The sequence below is a fragment of the Chitinophaga sp. XS-30 genome, assembly GCF_008086345.1.
In the GTDB taxonomy this organism is placed as follows: domain Bacteria; phylum Bacteroidota; class Bacteroidia; order Chitinophagales; family Chitinophagaceae; genus Chitinophaga.
Genome location: NZ_CP043006.1, coordinates 2,169,225 through 2,190,269, shown reverse-complemented (window position 1 = coordinate 2,190,269; position 21,045 = coordinate 2,169,225). Strand labels below are relative to the sequence as shown.

18 protein-coding genes and 1 pseudogene are annotated in these 21,045 nt (G+C 52.6%); 13 read left to right on the top strand and 6 right to left on the bottom strand.

Going from position 1 to position 21,045, the window contains the following annotated elements; all coding sequences use genetic code 11:
• Window positions 1-192 precede the first annotated feature (192 nt).
• Window positions 193-1,458, top strand: coding sequence for an NADP-dependent isocitrate dehydrogenase (icd, locus tag FW415_RS09035; RefSeq protein ID WP_148383985.1), 1,266 nt, complete (start codon window positions 193-195; stop codon window positions 1,456-1,458).
• Window positions 1,459-1,617: 159 nt separating this feature from the next.
• Window positions 1,618-2,850: an NADP-dependent isocitrate dehydrogenase gene (locus FW415_RS09030; protein ID WP_148383983.1), complete on the top strand. Its 1,233-nt coding sequence runs from the start codon at window positions 1,618-1,620 to the stop codon at window positions 2,848-2,850.
• 127 nt (window positions 2,851-2,977) lie between these two features.
• Here the strand turns inward: FW415_RS09030 and FW415_RS09025 are convergent, their stop codons facing one another.
• Window positions 2,978-4,636 (bottom strand): murein L,D-transpeptidase, encoded by a 1,659-nt coding sequence (locus tag FW415_RS09025; protein WP_148383981.1) that lies wholly within the window; start codon window positions 4,634-4,636, stop codon window positions 2,978-2,980.
• A 414-nt stretch (window positions 4,637-5,050) separates the two neighbouring features.
• Here FW415_RS09025 and FW415_RS09020 point away from each other — a divergent pair, with 414 nt between their 5' ends.
• The 11 genes and pseudogenes from FW415_RS09020 (at window position 5,051) to FW415_RS08975 (ending at window position 16,378) form a co-directional block, all read left to right on the top strand.
• On the top strand, window positions 5,051-7,411 hold the full coding sequence (locus FW415_RS09020; protein WP_148383979.1) for a heavy metal translocating P-type ATPase metal-binding domain-containing protein: 2,361 nt from the start codon (window positions 5,051-5,053) through the stop codon (window positions 7,409-7,411).
• An 82-nt stretch (window positions 7,412-7,493) separates the two neighbouring features.
• Window positions 7,494-7,646 (top strand): cbb3-type cytochrome oxidase assembly protein CcoS, encoded by a 153-nt coding sequence (gene ccoS / locus FW415_RS09015; protein WP_148383977.1) that lies wholly within the window; start codon window positions 7,494-7,496, stop codon window positions 7,644-7,646.
• 18 nt (window positions 7,647-7,664) lie between these two features.
• Window positions 7,665-8,932, top strand: a pseudogene (locus FW415_RS25740) (cbb3-type cytochrome c oxidase subunit I); the annotation flags it as partial.
• Window positions 8,933-8,959: 27 nt separating this feature from the next.
• The gene (ccoO, locus tag FW415_RS25735) at window positions 8,960-9,790 is read left to right on the top strand and encodes a cytochrome-c oxidase, cbb3-type subunit II (RefSeq protein ID WP_371417061.1); all 831 of its coding nucleotides are present in this window, start codon (window positions 8,960-8,962) and stop codon (window positions 9,788-9,790) included.
• Window positions 9,791-9,793: 3 nt separating this feature from the next.
• A complete protein-coding gene (locus FW415_RS09005) occupies window positions 9,794-9,973 on the top strand; it encodes a CcoQ/FixQ family Cbb3-type cytochrome c oxidase assembly chaperone (protein WP_148383975.1) in 180 nt (59 codons plus the stop codon).
• Window positions 9,974-9,975: 2 nt separating this feature from the next.
• Window positions 9,976-11,046: a cbb3-type cytochrome c oxidase N-terminal domain-containing protein gene (locus tag FW415_RS09000; RefSeq protein ID WP_148383973.1), complete on the top strand. Its 1,071-nt coding sequence runs from the start codon at window positions 9,976-9,978 to the stop codon at window positions 11,044-11,046.
• Window positions 11,047-11,054: 8 nt separating this feature from the next.
• Window positions 11,055-12,443 (top strand): cytochrome c oxidase accessory protein CcoG, encoded by a 1,389-nt coding sequence (gene ccoG, locus FW415_RS08995; RefSeq protein WP_148383971.1) that lies wholly within the window; start codon window positions 11,055-11,057, stop codon window positions 12,441-12,443.
• Between the two features lie 12 nt (window positions 12,444-12,455).
• Window positions 12,456-12,893, top strand: a complete 438-nt coding sequence (locus FW415_RS08990; RefSeq protein WP_148383969.1) for a FixH family protein — start codon at window positions 12,456-12,458, stop codon at window positions 12,891-12,893.
• Window positions 12,890-13,597, top strand: a complete 708-nt coding sequence (locus FW415_RS08985) for a sulfite exporter TauE/SafE family protein (protein ID WP_148383967.1) — start codon at window positions 12,890-12,892, stop codon at window positions 13,595-13,597. Before FW415_RS08990 ends, FW415_RS08985 begins: the two co-directional genes overlap by 4 nt.
• Window positions 13,598-13,674: 77 nt before the next feature.
• Entirely contained in the window at window positions 13,675-15,033 is a 1,359-nt protein-coding gene (hemN, locus tag FW415_RS08980) for an oxygen-independent coproporphyrinogen III oxidase (RefSeq protein ID WP_148383965.1), read from the top strand.
• Between the two features lie 124 nt (window positions 15,034-15,157).
• Window positions 15,158-16,378 (top strand): thioredoxin family protein, encoded by a 1,221-nt coding sequence (locus FW415_RS08975; RefSeq protein ID WP_148383963.1) that lies wholly within the window; start codon window positions 15,158-15,160, stop codon window positions 16,376-16,378.
• Window positions 16,379-16,446: 68 nt separating this feature from the next.
• On the opposite strand, the gene FW415_RS08970 is transcribed toward FW415_RS08975, so the two are convergent.
• From FW415_RS08970 to FW415_RS08950, 5 genes are all read right to left on the bottom strand, one after another.
• Window positions 16,447-17,019 (bottom strand): AraC family transcriptional regulator, encoded by a 573-nt coding sequence (locus FW415_RS08970; protein ID WP_246858984.1) that lies wholly within the window; start codon window positions 17,017-17,019, stop codon window positions 16,447-16,449.
• 1 nt (window position 17,020) lies between these two features.
• Window positions 17,021-17,887, bottom strand: a complete 867-nt coding sequence (locus FW415_RS08965) for a hypothetical protein (RefSeq protein WP_148383961.1) — start codon at window positions 17,885-17,887, stop codon at window positions 17,021-17,023.
• A gap of 106 nt (window positions 17,888-17,993) precedes the next feature.
• A complete protein-coding gene (locus tag FW415_RS08960) occupies window positions 17,994-18,548 on the bottom strand; it encodes a heavy-metal-associated domain-containing protein (protein ID WP_148383959.1) in 555 nt (184 codons plus the stop codon).
• A gap of 61 nt (window positions 18,549-18,609) precedes the next feature.
• Entirely contained in the window at window positions 18,610-18,999 is a 390-nt protein-coding gene (locus tag FW415_RS08955; protein ID WP_148383957.1) for a hypothetical protein, read from the bottom strand.
• Window positions 19,000-19,045: 46 nt separating this feature from the next.
• Window positions 19,046-21,028, bottom strand: coding sequence for a putative porin (locus tag FW415_RS08950; RefSeq protein ID WP_148383955.1), 1,983 nt, complete (start codon window positions 21,026-21,028; stop codon window positions 19,046-19,048).
• Window positions 21,029-21,045: the final 17 nt, after the last annotated feature.

The following is a 21,045-nucleotide window of genomic DNA, read 5'->3' as shown; positions in this document are numbered from 1 at the left end:
TTACCGGTAAAATGGGGGAAATCGCCGGTAAAAACGGATAACAGGGCCTTAAAGGCAAATTTCACCGCCATTTTCGCCGGCGGCCGCAGCAAAAAGATGCTTTTACAGTCAAATTTCAGGGATTTTGATACTGCCCCGCCCGCAAATGTCTTACCTTTGCGGAGCATTTCATAGCAAATAATAACATTATATATGCCGGCAGAAAAAATTCAGATGACGAACGGGCAGATCAAAGTTCCTGCCCACCCGATTATTCCTTTTATCATTGGCGATGGCATTGGCCCGGATATCTGGCGCGCCAGTGTGAGGGTGTTCGATGCGGCCGTTGAAAAGGCTTATGGCGGGGAAAGGAAAATTGAATGGAAAGAAGTACTGGCTGGAGAGAAAGCCCACAATGCCACCGGTGAATGGCTGCCGAAAGAAACCCTTGACGCGCTGAAGGAATACCTGGTATCCATCAAAGGCCCGCTGAGCACTCCGGTTGGCGGCGGTATCCGTTCCCTGAACGTAGCCATGCGCCAGGAGCTGGACCTGTATGCCTGTGTGCGCCCCGTCCGCTGGTTCAACAAAGTGCCCTCCCCTGTCAAACACCCTGAAAAGGTGGATATGGTCATCTTCCGCGAGAACACGGAAGACATCTACGCGGGTATCGAATACATGTACGGAACGGAAGATGCCAACAAACTCCTCAAGTTCCTGCAGGACGAACTGAAAGTAAAACAGATCCGCTTTCCTGAAACCTCCTCCTTCGGCATCAAACCGGTGTCCAAAGAAGGAACGGAAAGGCTGGTACGCGCTGCCATCCGGTATGCCATCGAACATAAACGGCCTACCGTCAGCATCGTGCATAAAGGCAATATCATGAAGTTCACCGAAGGCGGCTTCAAGCACTGGGGCTATGAGCTGGCGGCAAGGGAATTCGGCGATCAGGTGTACACCTGGGAGCAATGGGAAAAAACGAAGAAAGAAAAAGGGGAAGATGAAGCCAACCGTGAAATGAAAGTAGCGCTGGCGCTAAACAAAGTACTTATCAATGATGTGATCGCCGATAACTTCCTGCAGCAGATACTGCTGGCCCCGCAGGACTATTCCGTGATCGCCACCCTGAACCTGAACGGCGACTATATCTCCGATGCATTGGCTGCAGCTGTAGGCGGCATCGGTATCGCCCCCGGCGCCAATATCAACTACACTACCGGCCACGCCGTATTTGAAGCTACGCACGGCACTGCTCCCCGCTTCGCGGATACAGATACCATGAACCCTTCATCCGTGATCCTCAGCGGTGTGATGATGCTGGAATACATGGGCTGGAAAGAAGCAGCGGACATTATCGTTCATGGCCTCAGCACCGCCATCATGCGCAAACGCGTAACGATTGATTTCTACAAGCTGATGGATGATGCCACCCTCGTAAAATGCAGCGAGTTCGCGGATGAGATCATCAAACAACTGTAATCTTCATACACACAGAGAAAACAGGGGCCGTACCCGGAAGTACAGCCCCTGTTTTTTTACTCCCGGCAAACCCTTGCCCCATTTGATAATTGACAATTCATAATTGATTTGTATATTTCGTGCGATAAACCACGAACACATTTTAAAAAACATTAATCGATGTCTCAGAAAATTAAAGTTGCAAACCCTGTAGTTGAACTGGATGGCGACGAAATGACGCGGATCATCTGGAAGTTCATTAAAGACAAACTGATCATTCCATATCTTGATTTAGATATTAAGTATTTCGACCTGGGCATGGAGCACCGCGATGCCACCAACGACCAGGTGACCATAGATGCGGCCAATGCCATCAAGCAATACAACGTCGGCATCAAATGCGCTACCATCACCCCTGATGAGCAACGTGTGGAAGAATTCAAGCTGAAACAGATGTGGAAGTCCCCCAACGGTACTATCCGCAACATCCTGGACGGCACCGTATTCCGTGAACCGATCGTAATGAAGAACGTTCCGCGCCTTGTGCCGAACTGGACCGCTCCCATCTGCATCGGCCGTCACGCTTTTGGCGACCAGTACCGCGCCACCGATTTCGTCGTGAAAGGCAAAGGCAAACTGACCATCAAATTCGAAGGCGAGAACGGAGAAGTGATCGAGCATGAAGTGTACCAGTTCAAAGGCGACGGCGTTGCCCTGGCGATGTACAATACAGACGAGTCCATCCGCGGCTTCGCACGCGCCTGCTTCAACCAGGCCATCATCAAAAAATGGCCGCTGTACCTCAGCACCAAGAACACCATCCTGAAAAAATACGATGGCCGTTTCAAAGATATCTTTGAAGAGACTTACCAGAAAGAGTTCAAAGCCGAATTTGAAAAGCTGGGCCTCACCTACGAGCATCGCCTGATCGATGACATGGTGGCCTCCGCACTGAAATGGCACGGCAACTTCGTATGGGCGTGCAAGAACTATGATGGTGACGTACAGTCCGACACCGTTGCACAAGGCTTCGGCTCCCTCGGTCTGATGACCTCCACCCTGGTCACTCCCGATGGCAAGACCATGGAAGCGGAAGCCGCGCATGGCACCGTTACCCGTCACTACCGCGACCATCAGGCTGGCAAACCCACATCCACCAACCCCATCGCCTCCATCTTCGCATGGACCCGCGGCCTGGAGTTCCGTGGCAAGCTGGACAATAACCAGGAACTGATCAACTTCGCACAGGCCCTGGAGCAGGTGTGCATCGAAACCGTTGAAAGCGGCAAAATGACGAAAGACCTGGCCGTATGTATCCACGGTAATAAAGTAGAGCATGGCAAACACTACCTCTACACCGAAGAGTTCCTGCAGGAGCTGGATACAGCGCTGAAAGCGAAACTTGGCAAATAATATTTTGCAGATAATAAAAAGTCCCGGGCCTTCTGCTGGCCCGGGACTTTTTTTATGCCTTTCAAAAAAAGGCCGCTATACCTTCCGCGCATAGCCATACAACGACTGCAACGACCTGATACGCGCGCTATTTCCCCAAAGCAAAATATTGCATCAACACCTTATCCTCCCCGTAAATATCCTCATAGAACTGCATCCTGCCGTACCGCATCTCCGCCGTGAAGTATCTCACGTAAATGGGCAAACGCCTGGCAAGATCGTATTGCCGCTTTTCCTCCCGTTCCAGCCAGGTGCGCACACTGTCCCGCATACCGGGCTTAGGATCTTCCCGCACCATGTACATGGCCAGGCTGTCCCACTGCTGCACTCTTACACAACCGTGGCTCAGCGCCCGGTTGGAATTGCTGAACAAAGTGCGGTTATTCGTATCGTGCAGGTACACGCTGTATTTATTGAAAAAATTGAACTTCATGATGCCGAGCGAATTATCCAACCCGTCCATCTGCCGCAGTACATAGGGAAAATGATTGCGCCCGAGCTTAGCCCAGTTTATAGAATCAGGATTCACGACTTCGCCGTCATGCGTTACCACTTCCAGGTTCTTTTCTATGAGATAGTAAGGGTTCTTTTTGATCTGCGGCAGCATTTCTTTGAAAACGATGCTGTAAGGCACGCGCCAGTACGGGAAAAGCACGAAGTTGGTCATAACCGAGTTGAGCACCGGCGTACGGGTGCGTGGGGTTCCCACGATCACGCGGGAATCGAGCACTGTATCTTCATGTTCCAGAACGGTCAGCCGGAAAGCGGGGATATTCACCATCAGGTAACGCTCCGGCAGGGTATCCGGCAGTTTCCGCCAGCGGTCCAGGTTCACCGCAGCCTGCAGCAGCCATTCGGCCGGTCTTTTATTCAACACCTGAACGGTTTGTTTACCCACCACGCCATCCGGGTAGATATTGAACTCGCGCTGAAATGTTCTGACGGCATTGCGCAGCGTAACCGAATCCACTTGCAGCAATGAATCAAGATGACCGCTTTGGATCAGGCGGGAAGTCAGCAGGCGGCGGAATAACGGCGTATCCGTGTATTGTTGCGGCAATGTGTCCCAATACCGGTTGGCATATTGCTGTTTGAACAATCGCACCGCAGTCTTCAGGGCGGTGTAGCCTGCATGCGGCGGCTCCTGCCGTTGCAGTACGGCAGAAACATTCCCCAGGCCCAACGCATCCTGCATCAGCGCGGCAAGCGTTTCATCGGTCAGCAAGGAATCCCTGCGCAGGGTAATGCTGTCCCTTGGCGCTACGCCGTAATGCAGCTGATAGGCCATTTTCATGAATGCATCCGTCAGCATCACATCCATCTTTGCCCACAGGGCCGCATTTTTTGCCGCGCCGGCATCTGCCTCCAGCCGCCGGGCCGCATCGTCAAGTGCTTTGCTGTGAAAATGTCCGGGAACAAGGCCATAGTTATCTGCTGTGCTGATCCATTCCAGCAGGGAACCCGTTGCCGGATGCATCTTCCCGTTTGCGGACCAGAAAGCATGTGCCTTATTCAGACCGTAGGCATAACTTAATGCAGAGTGCCGGAAAACAGGGATACTGTCCTCCATCACGCCTTCATTGCCCACGATATAATCCAGCCGCTCCGCGATCTGCTCCGGCACAACTTCATCCAGCTGACGAATATCCTTGACGATCTCCTCCTGCTGCGGTTGCCCCCGTTTATGCCCGCATGCCGCGATGATGATGACTAACGGTATGATCCAGCCTTTTGTTAATTGATCCATCAGGTTAACAGCTATATTTTCCAGCGAAAATAGCAAAAAGCCGGTTCTCCGGCAGCGAATTAACGTGTGATTAACCCGTGCAGGGCGGGTCTGGCCTATAGATCTGCCGGTGCGCCCGGCATGCCGTTGCGGCTAAAAAGCAGCCGGATAATAATACCTGCGCACAGCTTCTGTTTTACCGGCAACAACTCTTTTTGAAGAATGACCGGATAAACCGGAATATGCCGATGATCATCTTTTGCATGGTACAAAGGTAAGCCCGGCCAACAAAGTGATTGTTACAGAATTATGGTATGCTTTTACAGATTCCTGACCGCGGTCATGCCCCGGACTGACGGATATCGCTGATCACAATCAGTTCCGGCTGTAACAGCCATCATCGTACAGCGACCGTACCCCGGTTACTTTTACGGAATGGATACACAGGTACAACAGTTATGCGCACACTGCGGGGAACCCTGCCCGCAGGGCGACCGGTTCTGTTGCAATGGTTGTGAGATGGTATATGAGCTGCTGAACGAGAACGGCCTATGCAATTACTATGAAATGAATGAAAGGCCGGGCATGGCCCAGCGCATGGCCGTCCGGAAAGACAAATTCGCTTTCCTGGAAGATGACAGGATACAGCAACAGCTGGTCCAGTTCCAGGACCATCAGCAGACCCATGTGACCTTTTATATCCCGAACATCCATTGCAGCTCCTGCCTCTGGCTGCTGGAGAACCTGCACCGGCTGGATGCCGGTGTACAACAGGTGAATGTGAACTTTTCGAAGAAAGAAGCCCGTATCATCTTCCATCAGCAGCAAACCTCCCTCCGGAAAGTGGCGGAAACGCTCACCAGCATAGGCTATGAGCCTTATATCAGCCTGCAGGACCTGGGAAAGAAAAAACCCGCCGTCAGCCGCAGGCTGATCTACCAGCTGGGCGTTGCCGGTTTCAGCTTCGGCAATATCATGCTGCTCAGCTTCCCGGAATATTTCTCCGGCGAGCACCTGGAAGCAGGCATGAGCACCGTTTTCAGATACCTTAATCTCGCTTTATCCCTCCCTGTGTTCTTTTACAGCGCCCAGGCTTTCTATGCCTCCGCCTGGAAAGGATTGAAACACGGCTTTCTTAATATAGACGTGCCCATTGTACTGGCCATCGTGGTAACCTTTGTGCGCAGTCTCGTGGATGTGCTGTCCGGCTCCGGGGCCGGTTATTTCGATTCGATGACCGGCATCGTACTGTTCATGCTCATTGGCAGGATACTGCAGGACAAGACCTACCAGGGGCTTTCGTTCGACCGGGACTACACCGCCTATTTCCCCATAGCCGTCAGCGTGATCAACGGCCGGCAGGAAACCACCAAAGTGCTGCCGGATGTGAAAGCCGGCGACACACTGCTCATTCATCACCAGGAGCTGGTGCCTGCGGACGGCATCCTGGTAAAAGGCAAGGCGCTGATCGATTATAGTTTCGTGACCGGGGAATCAGAACCGGTCATGAAGAATATGGGAGAACTGGTCTATGCCGGCGGGCGGCAGCTGGAAGGGAATATAGAGATACTGACCATCCGCGAAGTGGCGCAGAGTTACCTCACCAGCCTCTGGAACCGGGATGAACTGAAAGGCGACAAACAACAGAAAGCATCCTTCATTCATTTGCTCGGCCAGTATTTCACCTGGATCGTACTTACCGTTGCGGCGGCCACGGCCATTTATTGGGGCATTTATGACGCATCGAAGATATGGCCGGCGGTTACCGCTATTCTCATTATAGCATGCCCCTGCGCATTGCTGCTGGCGGCTTCGTTCACCAACGGCCACATCCTGCGCATCCTGAGCCGCCACGGGTTATACCTGCGGAACGCACAGGCCATAGAAAGCCTTGCCGTCAGCGATCATATTGTATTCGACAAAACCGGTACGCTCACTTCCCGCGAGGATACGGCCGTGGAATGGCATGGCCGGCCGCTGTCCATCCCCGAGAAAGATGCCGTTTCCGCGCTGACGGGGCAGTCGCAGCACCCGGCCAGCAAAATGATACAGGGGTTCCTGGGGCAGCCCTTCTCTTCAACGGTAGCGCACTTTTCAGAACGGGCGGGCCAGGGCATTGAAGGCACCGCACATCATCTGCACATCCGGCTCGGCAATTCGGCATGGACAGGCATACCAGATCCGGCGGACCAATACGGCAGCATCGTTCATCTTCGCATTGACCGGCAGCCTGCGGGATACTTCCTCATCCGCAATACTTACCGCGCGGGCATAGACCACATGCTGAAACGCCTCAAATATCCCATGACCGTACTTTCCGGCGACCATGCCGGGGAAGAGTTGCCGCTCCGCAAAATGATGGGACCGGAAACCACCCTGCGCTTCCGCCAACAGCCGGATGACAAGCTCAATTATATCCTGCAACTGCAGCAGCAAGGCAAGCACGTCATGATGATCGGGGATGGCCTGAATGATGCCGGTGCACTGAAACAAAGCGATACGGGCATCTCCCTCACAGAGAACAGCAACAACTTCACCCCTGCCAGCGACGGGATCATGGAAGCGGCGCAGCTGCGGAAGCTCCCGGCATTCATCCGGTTATGCAAAGTGAACAAACGTATTATCCTTTTCAGCTTCGCTTACTCCACTATTTATAACATCACGGGGCTGTACTTTGCCGTGCAGGGCATCCTGTCTCCCCTGACAGCTGCCATCCTGATGCCTTCCAGTTCCATCAGCCTGATCCTGATCACCTATGGCATGAGTGAATGGGCCGGAAAGCGCCTGCTGCGCTGATGACAGTCATCAGCGGATTTGACTGGCATCATCAGCCAGGTTCGCATCACCCCCTACTTTTACATTATTAAAACAACCAGTTATGAGTGTGATATTCCTCCTCCTCGGTGCGAGCCTCGTGGTTGCGCTGTTCTTTCTGATCGCCTTTATCTGGTCCGTCAAAGACGGACAGTATGAAGATGATTACTCGCCAGCCCGCCGTATGCTGTTTGACGAAAAGATCAACAACGACTAATCTGAAACAATAAACTGTATGATGTCTTCACTGGAAAAATTCTCTTACGACAACCGCACCGTCAAATGGTTCGCCTGGGCTTGCCTGTTCTGGGGCCTGATCGGCATGCTGGCAGGCCTTTGGGCGGCAACAGCACTCGTGTACCCTGACCTGAACCTTGGTTATGCACCCACCACCTTCGGCCGCCTCCGCCCCGTACACACCAATGCGGTGATCTTCGCATTTGTGGGCAACGGTATTTTCATGGGGGTGTACTATTCCCTGCAAAGGCTTTGTAAAGCGCGAATGTTCAGCGATCTGCTGAGCAAGATACACTTCTGGGGATGGCAGGCCATCATCGCCGGAGGTGCGTTGACGTTATTCATGGGTTATACCACCGGCAAGGAATACGCCGAGCTGGAATGGCCTTTCGACATTGCCATTACGTTGATCTGGCTGGTATTCGGCGCCAACATGCTGGGCACTATCCTCAAACGCCGCGTTTCCCATCTGTATGTGGCCATCTGGTTCTACATCGGCACCTGGGTAGCCATCGCCATGCTGCACATTGTCAACTCCTTCGAGATGCCGTTGTCGCTTTCAAAAGCTACTCCTGGTATGCCGGTGTACAGGATGCGCTGGTGCAATGGTGGTACGGCCACAACGCGGTGGCTTTCTTCCTCACCACGCCCTATCTCGGCCTGATGTATTACTTCGTGCCGAAAGCGGCGAACAGGCCGGTATATTCCTATCGCTGGTCGATCATTCACTTCTGGGCGCTGATCTTCATCTATATATGGGCCGGTCCGCACCACTTGCTGTACACTGCGCTGCCGGAATGGGCGCAATCCCTCGGCACCGTGTTCTCCATCATGCTCATTGCGCCTTCCTGGGGCGGTATGCTCAACGGTTTGCTGACATTGCGCGGCGCATGGGACCGGGTGCGGGAAGATGCTATCCTGAAATTCTTCGTGGTAGCCTTGACGGCATACGGTATGGCCACTTTTGAAGGCCCGATGCTTTCGCTGAAAAATGTGAATGCGATCTCTCACTATACGGACTGGACGATCGCCCACGTGCATGTTGGGGCGCTGGGCTGGAACGGGTTCCTGACCTTCGGCATTCTCTACTGGATGGTCCCGCGCCTGTTCAACACCAATTTATACTCCAAAAAATGGGCGAACACCCACTTCTGGATCGGTACGCTGGGGATTATCTTTTATGCCATTCCCCTTTACTGGGCCGCTTTCACACAAAGCATGATGTGGAAACAGTTCACCGAAGAAGGACAGCTGAAATTCCAGTTCCTGGAAACCGTGACCACCATCGTGCCGATGTACGCCCTGCGCGCCTTCGGTGGATTGTTGTACGTAAGCGGGCTGATCCTGATGATCGTGAATATTGTAAAAACAGTACGCCGCGGCAAATTCGTGGCCAATGAAGAAGCCGAGGCGCCCCCGCTGGTAAAGATTACCGCCACATACGGCAAAGCGCACTGGCATAACTGGATAGAAAGAAGACCGGTACAGATGGCTGTGTTCAGCCTGATCGTTGTAGGCATCGGCGGCATCCTGGAAATGGTGCCCACCTTCCTCATCCGCAGCAATATTCCCACCATCAGCACCGTAAAACCTTATACACCGCTGGAGCTGCACGGGCGGGATATCTACATCCGCGAAGGCTGTTATACCTGTCACTCCCAGATGATCCGCCCTTTCCGCGATGAAGTAGCGCGGTATGGCGAATACTCCAAAGCGGGCGAGTTCATCTATGACCACCCGTTCCAGTGGGGCTCCAAACGCACCGGTCCGGACCTGGCGAGACTGGGCGGCAAGTACCCGGACTCCTGGCACTACAACCACATGCTCGATCCCACATCCATGTCTCCCGGCAGTATCATGCCCACTTATCCCTGGCTGTTCGACAGCCGTGTGGACAAGAGCAAAACCCCGGCGATGATCAATGTGATGCGGAAGCTCGGCGTGCCATATGAGCAGGGATATGAAAAGACAGCCAATGCAGATTATGACAAACAGGCCAGACAGATCACGGCGAATCTGAAACAGGACAAGCTGGAAATAGCGGAAGACCGGGAGATCGTGGCATTGATCGCCTATATGCAAAGGCTTGGAAAAGACATCAAGGTTTCACCTGAAAAAAACTAGGTCATGAAATTCATCAAATATCTCGAATCCATTGCAGGCATCAGCATTTATCCGATGGCCTCGCTGCTGATCTTCTCCATTTTCTTCCTGCTGGCCGCCTTCTGGGCATTCCGGGCAGACAAGAAAATGATGGACCAGATCAGCCACATTCCCTTAGACAACGACGAACCTAAAAACCGCTAAGCATGCGCTGTACGACTAAACGACTACTGGCCTTTGTGCTGCTGATGCTGCCCGCCCTCGCAGCATCCGCACAAGGCCCCGCATCCTCTCCGTTCAAAGACCTCAGCCACCCGGTGGCACTACTGCTCCTGTGCGTGGCCTTCGGCCTGCTGATCGCCATCCTGATACTTGGTTACACCGTTATGGGCGCCATGGACATCTACCGCGAAAGGATCAAAAAAGAAAAGATACTGCCCGTGGCACTGCTGCTGCTGATCAGCACCGGCGCTCAGGCGCAGGGTGCTTCGACAAGCATTGTACCCGGATTGTCCGATACCGTATTCACTTTGATGGCATTGATGATCGGTGTGGAATTGCTGGTGATCATGATGCTGATCAGCGCCTTGCGTGTGCTCACCGGCATCAAACGCAAGGAAAAAGTGAAGAAGGCCCACACACCCGCGCCCGGCAAACCCCGCATCAACTGGATGGAAAAACTCAACCGCACAAAAAGCCTGGATGCGGTTACCGAAGCGGAAGCGGACATGGGGCATGATTACGACGGCATACGCGAACTGAACAATCCTACGCCCCCCTGGTGGCGTTACGGCTTCTACTTCAGCATTCTCTTTGCCGTAGTATATCTCTGGCGTTACCACGTGACACACGCCGCGCCCTTGCAGCTCGAAGAACTGGCCATAGCGGAAGCCAAAGCGGCGGCAGCCAAAGAAGCGTACCTGAAAAATGCAGCCAATAATATTGACGAGAATAATGTAACGCTGCTGGCAGAAGCGGCGGATATCGAGACCGGCAAAAAACTTTTCGTGATCAATTGTGCGGCCTGTCATGGTCCTGACGGACAAGGCACCGTAGGCCCCAACCTGACGGACAACTACTGGATACATGGCGGAAAAGTGAATGAAATATTTTCAACGATCAAATATGGTGTACCGGAAAAAGGCATGAAATCCTGGAAAGAGGACTTCTCACCCAAACAGCTGGCACAGCTCACCGCGTACATCAGGACCATTCGCGGCACCAATCCCGCGAACCCGAAGGAACAACAGGGTACTTTATACGAAGGTGAGGAATAAGCAAAACCATGAAAGAAGAAGAAGAAATATTCAGAGACAGTATCGCCACCGTTACCAAACAGGGCAAACGTAAATGGATCTACGCCAAAAGACCCAAAGGCAGGCTTTTCAACATCAGAAGCATCGTCAGCTACATTTATTTCATCGTATTTTTCAGCTTGCCGTTCATACAAGTGAACGGCAGGCCCCTGTTTCTTTTCGATGTAACGGAAGGGCGGTTCATTCTCTTCGGCGCCATCTTCTGGCCGCAGGATTTCTTCATATTCGGACTGGCCATGGTGGCTTTCATTCTCTTCATCGTGCTTTTTACCATGGCCTTCGGAAGGCTTTTCTGCGGATGGGTCTGCCCGCAGACGATCTTCATGGAAATGGTGTTCCGCAAGATCGAATACTGGATAGAAGGCGATGCCCCGGCGCAGAAAATGCTGGACAAAGCGCCCTGGAATGCGGAAAAGATCAGGAAGAAAACATTGAAACACGTGATCTTCTTTGTGCTCTCCGTACTGATCGCCAATACCTTTCTTGCCTATATCATCGGCATACAGGACCTGCAGGCCATCGTCACCGATCCGCTTTCCAGCCACGCAGGCGGGTTTATAGCGATGATGGTATTCTCCGGCGTGTTCTATGCCGTCTTTGCCTTCTTCCGGGAACAGGTCTGCACCGTGGTCTGCCCCTACGGCAGGCTGCAAAGTGTGCTGCTGGACAAAGATTCGGTGGTGGTGGCATATGACTACGTACGCGGCGAACCACGGGGGAAGTACAAAAAAGATGCACCGGAACTGGGCGATTGCATCGACTGCATGCAATGCGTGCATGTTTGTCCAACGGGCATAGATATACGTAACGGTACCCAGCTGGAATGCGTGAATTGTACCGCCTGCATCGATGCCTGTGATTTCATGATGGAAAAAACAGGCAGGCCCACCGGCCTGATCCGCTACGCTTCGGAAAACGGCATCGCCAAAAAACAGCCGCTGCGGTTTACGCCCCGCCTGAAAACGTACAGCACCGTGCTGCTGCTGATCACCGGCGCCATCGTTTTCCTGCTCATCAGCCGGAAGCCGGTAAGCGGCACCATCATCCGCACAGCGGGCATGCTGTACCAGGAAAGGGGGCTGGACAGTATCAGCAATCTGTACCGCATCAAGCTGGTGAACAAAACCACATCGGAGGTACCGCTTACCCTGCGCCTGGAAAAAACACCGGGGCATGTGGAAACGATAGGCCAGCCGCAGATACATATCAAAGCCGAAGGGCAGGGCGAAGGCACGTTCTTCGTGGTACTGCCCCGCAATGCCATACAAAAAAGAAAATCAGTGCTCACCATCGGTCTATATCAGGGAGATGAATTGATCATCACAAAACAGACCACCTTCCTGGGACCGGCAAAATAAAAAAACAAGATCATGAACTGGGGATACAGTATCACATTGGTATTTATCGTTTTTGCAGCCGGGATGCTTACCCTGGTGATCAAAAGCATGCGCACCCGTTTAGACATGGCATCGCCGGACTATTATGCGGAGGAACTGAAATACCAGCAGAACATCGATGCGCAGGTAAACTATCATCGTTTATCCGCCTCCGTTAATGTTACGCAAACGCCGGATGCCGTGGAGATCGCCTTTCCGCAGGAATGCATCGGCGCTGCGCTGGAAGGCGAAGTGATCTTTTACCGTCCCTCCGATTCCCGCAAGGATTTTACCCTGCCGCTGCAACTGGACGGGCAGGGGAAACTGCTGGTCGCCCGCGAAAAGTTCGACCGCGGGAATTACCGCATCAAACTGCGGTGGACGTCCGGGGACACGCCCTATTTCCAGGAGAAACAATTCTTTGTGCAATGACCTACCTGTTATCGGCCATACTGCTTGGCTTCCTCGGAAGCTTCCACTGCATCGGCATGTGCGGCCCCATTGCGCTCACCCTTCCCGTACATCACCTGGAAGGCGGCAAAAAGATGGGCGGCATTCTGCTGTACAACGCCGGCCGTGTAATGGCATACATGCTCATGGGCGTACTATTCGGATGGCTGGGCAGGCAATTCTATATCGGGGGATGGCAGCAGGGGCTGTCCATCGCCCTCGGCCTGCTATTGCTGGCCACGGTGCTGTTTCAGCGTTTTCTGCCCCGGATGCCGCGTTTAGCCTTCTGGCAGGGAAAGGTCAGGCAGATCCTCGGGCGCCTGCTGGCCCGGCAACAGTTCCGCACCCTGTTCGGCATCGGCTTCTTCAATGGTTTCCTGCCATGCGGACTCGTGTACATCGGCATTGCAGGGGCGCTCGCTACCGGCGATGTGCTGAAAGGCGCCCTGTTCATGGGCGCTTTCGGAGCAGGAACACTGCCCGCGATGATCGCCGTAAGCTGGTTCGGACAGCTCATCACGCTGCAATGGCGCACCCGCATCCGGAAAATGATACCGGTGATGGTGAGCCTCATGGCCGTGCTGCTTATTCTGCGGGGACTGAACCTGGGCATCCCGTACATCAGTCCCGCCATGCAGCAGACGGAAGAAAAAGTGACCGTGGAATGCTGCCACAAACCGGGTTGAATGCAGCCGGCCCCGATAACTGCATCAAGCCAGCGAAAATTGCTCCGGCCATCACATCAAGCTAAAAACGAACAGCAATGGAACTCCTGCAAAAATATAACGTAGCCGCACCACGCTACACCAGCTATCCCACCGTTCCTTTATGGGACAGCGAAACCTTCAGCGAAGAACAATGGAAACATAGCCTGCAACAGTCCTTTGCGGAAAAGAACGCCGGCAGCGGCATCAGCCTGTACCTGCATCTTCCTTTCTGCGAAAGCCTCTGCACTTACTGCGGCTGCAACAAATACATCACCGTGAATCACGGCCATGAAACACCGTATATCGACACCCTGCTGAAAGAATGGGAATTGTACCTGCAACTGTTCGGTGAGCGCCCCCGCCTGCGGGAAGTGCATCTGGGCGGCGGAACGCCAACGTTCTTCAGTCCGGATAACCTGCGCATGCTGCTCACGGCTATTTTCGATACCTGTGATATACTGCCGGATGCCGCTTTCAGTTTTGAAGGGCATCCCAACAATACCACAGCGGAACACATGCAGGCCCTGTACGAACTGGGCTTCAGGCGGATGAGCCTCGGCATACAGGACCTTGATCCGGTGGTACAGCATGCCATCAACCGCATACAACCCTTTGAAACCGTGGAAAAGGTCGTGAAGGAAGCGCGCAGCATCGGTTACACCTCCATCAACTTCGATCTCATTTACGGATTGCCGTTCCAGACACAAGACAGCATCCGCGATACCATCACGCAGGTCATGCAGCTAAGCCCGGAGCGCATCTCCTTTTACAGCTATGCCCATGTACCCTGGGTGAAAGGGAACGGGCAGCGCCTGTTCTCGGAAAAGGACCTGCCGAAAGACGGGGAGAAACGGGCTTTGTATGAACTGGGCCGATCCCTTTTGCAGGCGTATGGCTATGAGGAGATCGGTATGGACCATTTTGCCCTGCCGGGCGATGAGTTATACACCGCCTGGAAAGCCGGCCGCCTGCACCGGAATTTTATGGGATATACGGTGACATTTACAGAAATGCTCATTGGCCTCGGCGTTTCCGCCATCAGCGATCACTGGCAGGCATATGTGCAGAACGAAAAAAATCTCGCCGCCTACCAGGCCAGGGTACGGGAAGGCCGGTTCCCGGTATGCAAAGGGCATATGCTGAACGGGGAGGACATGCTGCTGCGGAAGCACATCCAGGCCCTCATGTGCGGCTTCCGCACCGGATGGACGCGCCGGGATACGGACTGCGATGCGGTCATCGAGGGGCTCCAGCGGCTCCGGGAACCGGAACAGGACGGTCTCGTGACCGTTACCAAGGCTGGCGTGACCGTTACGGAAAAAGGGAAACCCTTCATCCGCAATATCTGCATGGCCTTTGACGCCCGCCTCTGGAGAAGTGAACCGGCAGCCAGATTGTTCAGTTCCTCCATTTGACGATTTATCCGTGAATTTGACCAATCCTAAGCCGGATCCTCCGCAAAACCATAATCCCCCCGGCCTCACTGTTTATTGGCGAAATTGGCCTATCTTGAAAGGGCAAATCTAAACCAACACAACAATGAGAAAACTATTCATCCTGTTGATGCTGTTACCTTTCCTCGGTTTCGCACAACAAAAAGGCATTCGCTTTGAGAACGATCTCAGCTGGGCCCAGATCCAGGCTAAAGCCAAAGCCGAAAACAAATTCATTTTCGTAGACTGTTTCACTACCTGGTGCGGCCCCTGCAAATACATGACCAACAACGTCTTCCCCCAGGAGATCATGGGTGATTATTTCAACGACAAATTCATCAATGTACAGGTGCAGATGGATAAAACGGAAGGAGACAATGATTATGTAAAAAGCTGGTATGAAGATGCTGCCGGCATTGAAAAAGAATACGCGATCCGCGCCTACCCCACATTCCTTTACTTTTCCCCTGACGGCAAGATCGTGCATCGCGTAGTAGGTGGTGGAGAAGCACAAGATTTCATTGCCAAGTCCGCCATGGCACTCAAACCGGAAACCCAGTATTACACCCTCCTCGCCAAATACAAGGAAGGCAACAATAAACCGGAAGACCTCCGCAGAACAGCGCTCGCAGCCCAGGCAGCAGGCGATATGCAGAACGGCTCCGCTATCTTTTCCGAATACCTGGATACACAAAAAGACCTTTACACAAAGGAAAACATCGAATTGCTGAACAGCTTTACTTTCAGCAGCAAAGACAAAGGCTTCCCCATCTTCCTGAACGAAGGCAAAAAAGTGGATGCCGTACTGGGTGAAGGCAAGGCCCTGGCTAAAGTGAAGTCCATTGCCGCCAATGAAGAGATCTATCCAAAAATGTTCGGCCGCAACTCCACTGGCGACTGGGCGCCCGTAGAAGCTGCCATGAAGGAGAAATATCCCCAGGTGGCGGAAGAACTGCTGGCACAGACCAAAACACAGTACTATATGTACAAAAAGGACTGGCCCAACTTCCAGACGCAGATCCTGGCGTATATGAATAAATATGGCCAGAAAGCCTCTCCCGAAGAACTGAACCAGTTCGCCTGGACCGTTTTCGAGAACTGCCCGGACATGAATTGCGTAAAAGAAGCGCTGGAATGGAGCAAACGCTCCCTGGCAGGGAAAGAGAACCCCATGTTCATGGATACCTACGCCAACATCCTCTACAAACTGGGCCGCAAAGACGAGGCCATCGCCGTACAGGAAAAAGCGGTCAAATTATCCAACGGGGATAAAGACCTCACCGCCACATTGAATAAAATGAAGAACGGGGAAAAGACCTGGGAATAAGGAATAATGATATTAACAAACAAGGGGCGTATCAAAGTCTGATACGCCCCTTGTTTGTTTTAGAACATTCATATCCTGTCCAGCGGTTTGCGTTTCTCCTCCTTCACCTGCTTGAAATGGCTGGGCGTAAGCCCCGTCACCTTTTTGAACTGGCCGGATAAATGCGCCACACTGCTATATCCCAGCTTGTAGGCGATCTCGCTTAAGGTCAGTTCGTTGTACACCAGTAATTCCTTTACCCGTTCTATCTTCTGTTGTATCACATATTGTTCGATGGTGGAATGTTCCGTTTCAGAGAACAGTTTGCTGAGCTGATGATAATCCTTCTGCAGATGCTGCGCCAGCAGCGTGGAGAAATTTTCATTCAACTCGTCCAGCTCACCATAATGCACCGTTGCGATCACAAAATTCTTGATGCTTTCCACGATCTGCAAACGGCGGTCATCCAGCAGGGTAAAACCTTCCGCTTCCAGCGCTCCGGCAATATCCCCAAGCCTGTCCGCATCCGGCACGCCTTCTACGATGGCTTTGCCAAGGCTGATGTCCACCACGCTCTGCCCCTGATGCTCCAGTACATAGCGCACCATTTTGATGCAGCGCGGGCAAACCATGTTCTTGATATGTAATACGGTTGTTTGCATATTACCTGTTTCTGATGTTAAAGATATTATGTTCCAGCCTGACGAGGAAACTGCGGTCCATATTCCGCGGCATATCGCCAAACAGCTGTGTGCGGTAGGAAAGGTCCAGCCGTGTGGTACTGTTGAAGATGAACTGGATGGCAGGCGCCACATCCACATAATAGTTCTGCCGGTACTGGTCGATATTGGATTTGCCAAGCAGCTCCACATAGAGGTTCAGATTGGTCTGCTCATAGCTTTTGTATTTTACCGGCAGCACCAGGTAACCGGCGGACAGGCTGTAATTCAGCATATTCCGGGAAAAGAACAGGGGTAGCTCATCTTTCACGTTCTTCATGAACCGGTTGTAGCCCAGGGTGCCGGATATCGCAAACTTGTGCACCAGCTGGGTGGCGATGATACCGCCGCTTACGCCTGAGCTCATTCCCGCAAGATCCAGCTCTTCATTACTGAAAGGCTTTGCATCATGGTCGTGATCATCGCCCATGGCCGGGATATATGGATTGTCTATCAGCGAGCCTTTGACATAGGCTGCCATCCGGAAATGCGAATGCAGGTCGTCATTGGACAGGAAACGGTATTTGGCGTAGATGCTGCCACCCTCGAAACGCATAGCCTCCTGCATATTGTTGGATACATATCCCAGCACATGCACCATCAGTTTTTTGGAGAACCCGAACATCAGTTCCGGTTCAAACCGCATGCCGGTGCTGCTTTCGTGCTTCATGTTAAAGAACTTGTTGGTCAAGCGGATGCCAAGGGAATTGGTGGCCATATTGCTGGCCGGCTCCGCGTTCACATACAGCTCCTGTGCGTGTACGGCCATACCGGTGCAGGTGATGGCCAGCAGGATCAATAATTTTTTCATTCCTGGTCGTGATTTAAAGCGGCATGAAGCTGTTTTCCCCGTTTATGCAGGTATGCGGAGATGTCCGCCCCGTTGTTCGTGCAAAACGGCTTCACGCTGCGGGGTTTCAGATAGTGACGTGATATACGCGTTTCTCAGTAGCAGCGCCCTGTGCCGGTTTGCAACAATCCGCCATAACCCCTGTTTTGTAGCAGGGCATGGTTGTTTTTGCGCTATAGCTTTTAAAGGATTTGGCGGGAATGAAGTCCTTGTCTATCACCGTGATATCCTTATCCCCTTCCAGTACCTGCGGTTTTACGTTCATAAAATGCAGCGTGTTACCGGCAAAATTGATGTGGGTATCGTTTTCCACCTTCACTTTGTTGAAGCTGGCCGTTACGGTGAGCTTTGCCACGGAGAAGCCGGCATTTTCCACCTTGTTCTTCAACTGATCGAGATCAACGGCGGAACCGGGTTTGAAATGCAGCACGAAGGTGGTGTTATTCAGGTCTGTATCTATCTTGTCTACAAACGGAAGTGTTTTGAGGGATTTGAATGTGGCATTGGAGCACATGGCGCAGGTAAGGCCTGCTGCCTGTAAGGATGCCTTTTTATATTGCTGTGCGTTTGCGGAGAATTGTACACCGGCCAGCAGCGTCAGCGCTATGATAATTGCTTTCATGATCTTTTTGATTTTAAATGAACGGATAAACTGATAATACGAATGGCGTACTACCCGGATATCAGATCAGGAAAGCGCAATGACTGGTAAAAAGGGGAACGGAGGATATCAGCGGCGGTGCGTGAAGGGGCGCCCAGGCCTGCAGCACAGGTTGAACGGGAGCTGATTGCAGCCATGCCGGCTGAAGGGTAACAGATACTGCCGTGATGGACTGGGTAAGCCCGGCGAAGGCTTTGGCAGCCAGCTGGGAATCATCTACTTTCAGCAGTTTGGCTTCATCCTGGCAGCAATCCCCTTTTACCGGCATGCCGCATTTGCCGCAGCTGTCGTTATGGGAATCATGCAGGTCTATAGACGCCAGCTCGCCCATGCAATAATGCATGTTTACTGTGAACCCGCTGGTTATCAGCGTGTAAAGTACAGCAAAACATATGGCGAGCATCTTTTTCATTGATACAAATGTAAGGCTTTTTCGCCTGGCGGCCAACCCGGTCCGGCTAGTTGACAAACCACCAGCGCAGGCCCACCCGCAAAGCAAAATTGTTGGCGGGATAGGAAGGCGCGTAGAAATTCCGGTCGAACACAAAGATGTTCAGGTTTTCCGCGCGCACATAAGCGGTGAAGGATTTGATGCGGAAATGCACGAATGCCGCAATATCCGGAACATTGGAGAATTGCAGCGTATCCTGGTAAAAGTACTGCCCCATTACGGGAGAATAATCATCCGCATAATAAGGCGTATTGTATTTCGCTTCGATGCCGGTATAGAGGTTCAGGTTCTTGTACAGCTGACCGTTATAGGCAAAACGCTGGCGCGTCCATACCGTAGGCATATTGATGGGTGCGCTGCCTGCCAGCTGCTGGAAGGCCAGGTCCGCATCCCAGGTGAAGCTGCGGATATTGAACCGTTTATGGAACACGATCTGCAAAAGATTGAACAATCCTGTGAACTGATCGCTTTCATTAAAGCTCCGGAAGTAAGTGTATTTGTTAAAGAGATAATAGTTTGCCTGGAGATCATATTTCAGGCGGCGGTTATTGGCGCGGAACTGCAGCTGCGTGATATTCTCCTTGCCGATATCGGGATTGCGGTATATCTGGTCGTGATTCAGCTCGAAATAACGGTAAACATAAGAAGGTTCCTTGTTCACATTCTTTGCCATCAGGCTCACGTTGCCGAGCAGATCGTTGATATACCGGCTTAAAGTGCCTGTGGCCATGTAGTCCCCGGCATTTTCGCCGAGCAGGTAAAACTCGCCTTTTGCCTGCAGGTCCCACTTCCCGTTCTTTGTTTTATTGCGGTATTCCCCGTGAATGCTCAGGTTCTGAAAAGTGACGCTGCTGCGCATGAATTCCCCGATGATATTATCGATGCCTGCTCCCACTCTGATAAAATGGGCCATATTCCCCCTTACCGGGAACTGCATGAGCGACAGGTCGTTGGAAAGGATGCGCCACTGGTGGCGGGAGAGCACGGAATCTCTGCCTTCGGCGACCGGCAGGATGCTAAACCCGTACCGCGGCTGATAGTAGGCTGAATCCGGGTCGGTATCCATATACCGGTAAGTGTTCTGCGTATAGGTGAAGGTATGTTCCACCCGGAAGAAAGGATCGAATTTGTAATACTGTGTGGTGTCATTCACATGCACGGTATCGCCACGCCCCCAGTCGTACTGGTGACGGAGCATGAAGCTGGCTTCCTGGTAGGCGTTCTTTACGGGGATGAAAGTATTGAAGAAGGAATTGCCGGCAGTGCCTTCGCCGCCCAGTTTTGTGGGGATGAGGCGCAGCTGGTCGTATTCCGGTTTATGGAGAAAGGAATCCGCCCTGATACCGCCATTTTCGCCGCCGTTGAATTTGTTCAGATAATAGCTTGCCAGCACATGGTACCTTTTGTTCTGGCTGTTGTAATTGGCCGTTACACGGTAGGTATCGTGATTGGTGCTCTGGTTCAGGTAAAAACCGGGAGAATTTACTTTCCGGTAATCGAAGGAAAAGTTGAATTTCTGGCCGCGGTTCTGGGTATGCATCAGGTTGATCATCTGTTCCTGCTGTCCGCCGATAAGGTAGCCCAGTTCGGAATAGGGGCGGTTGGTATTATAGAAGCGGGCATTCTGGTGGTTGTACCCGTAAATATCAAAGGCGTGGAAGCCCGGATCGAAGCCGGCCTGCATGCGCGGGGTAAAAATAAGGTTGCGTGCGGCGGTGCCGTTATTGCCCAGGGTGGTATAGCTGGCCGGAACGCGGAGGTAATTGAGATTGAAGTCGTACAGTGAAGAATCCAGCATGAAGTCCGTCGGTTCATCCAGGTAGCGGAAACGGAGGGTGAGGGTATCCGGTTCATGCTCATGCTTTGTGGTGTCCCGCTGCATGGAGGCGTTGCCACCGCCGCCTACCGGGAGGCGGTTGGTATTGAATTGTGCCCGGAGGGCGGTGCCGGTACATACCAGCAAAAGGAAAAATATGATGAACTGCCTCATTCTGATGATTCGTGTAG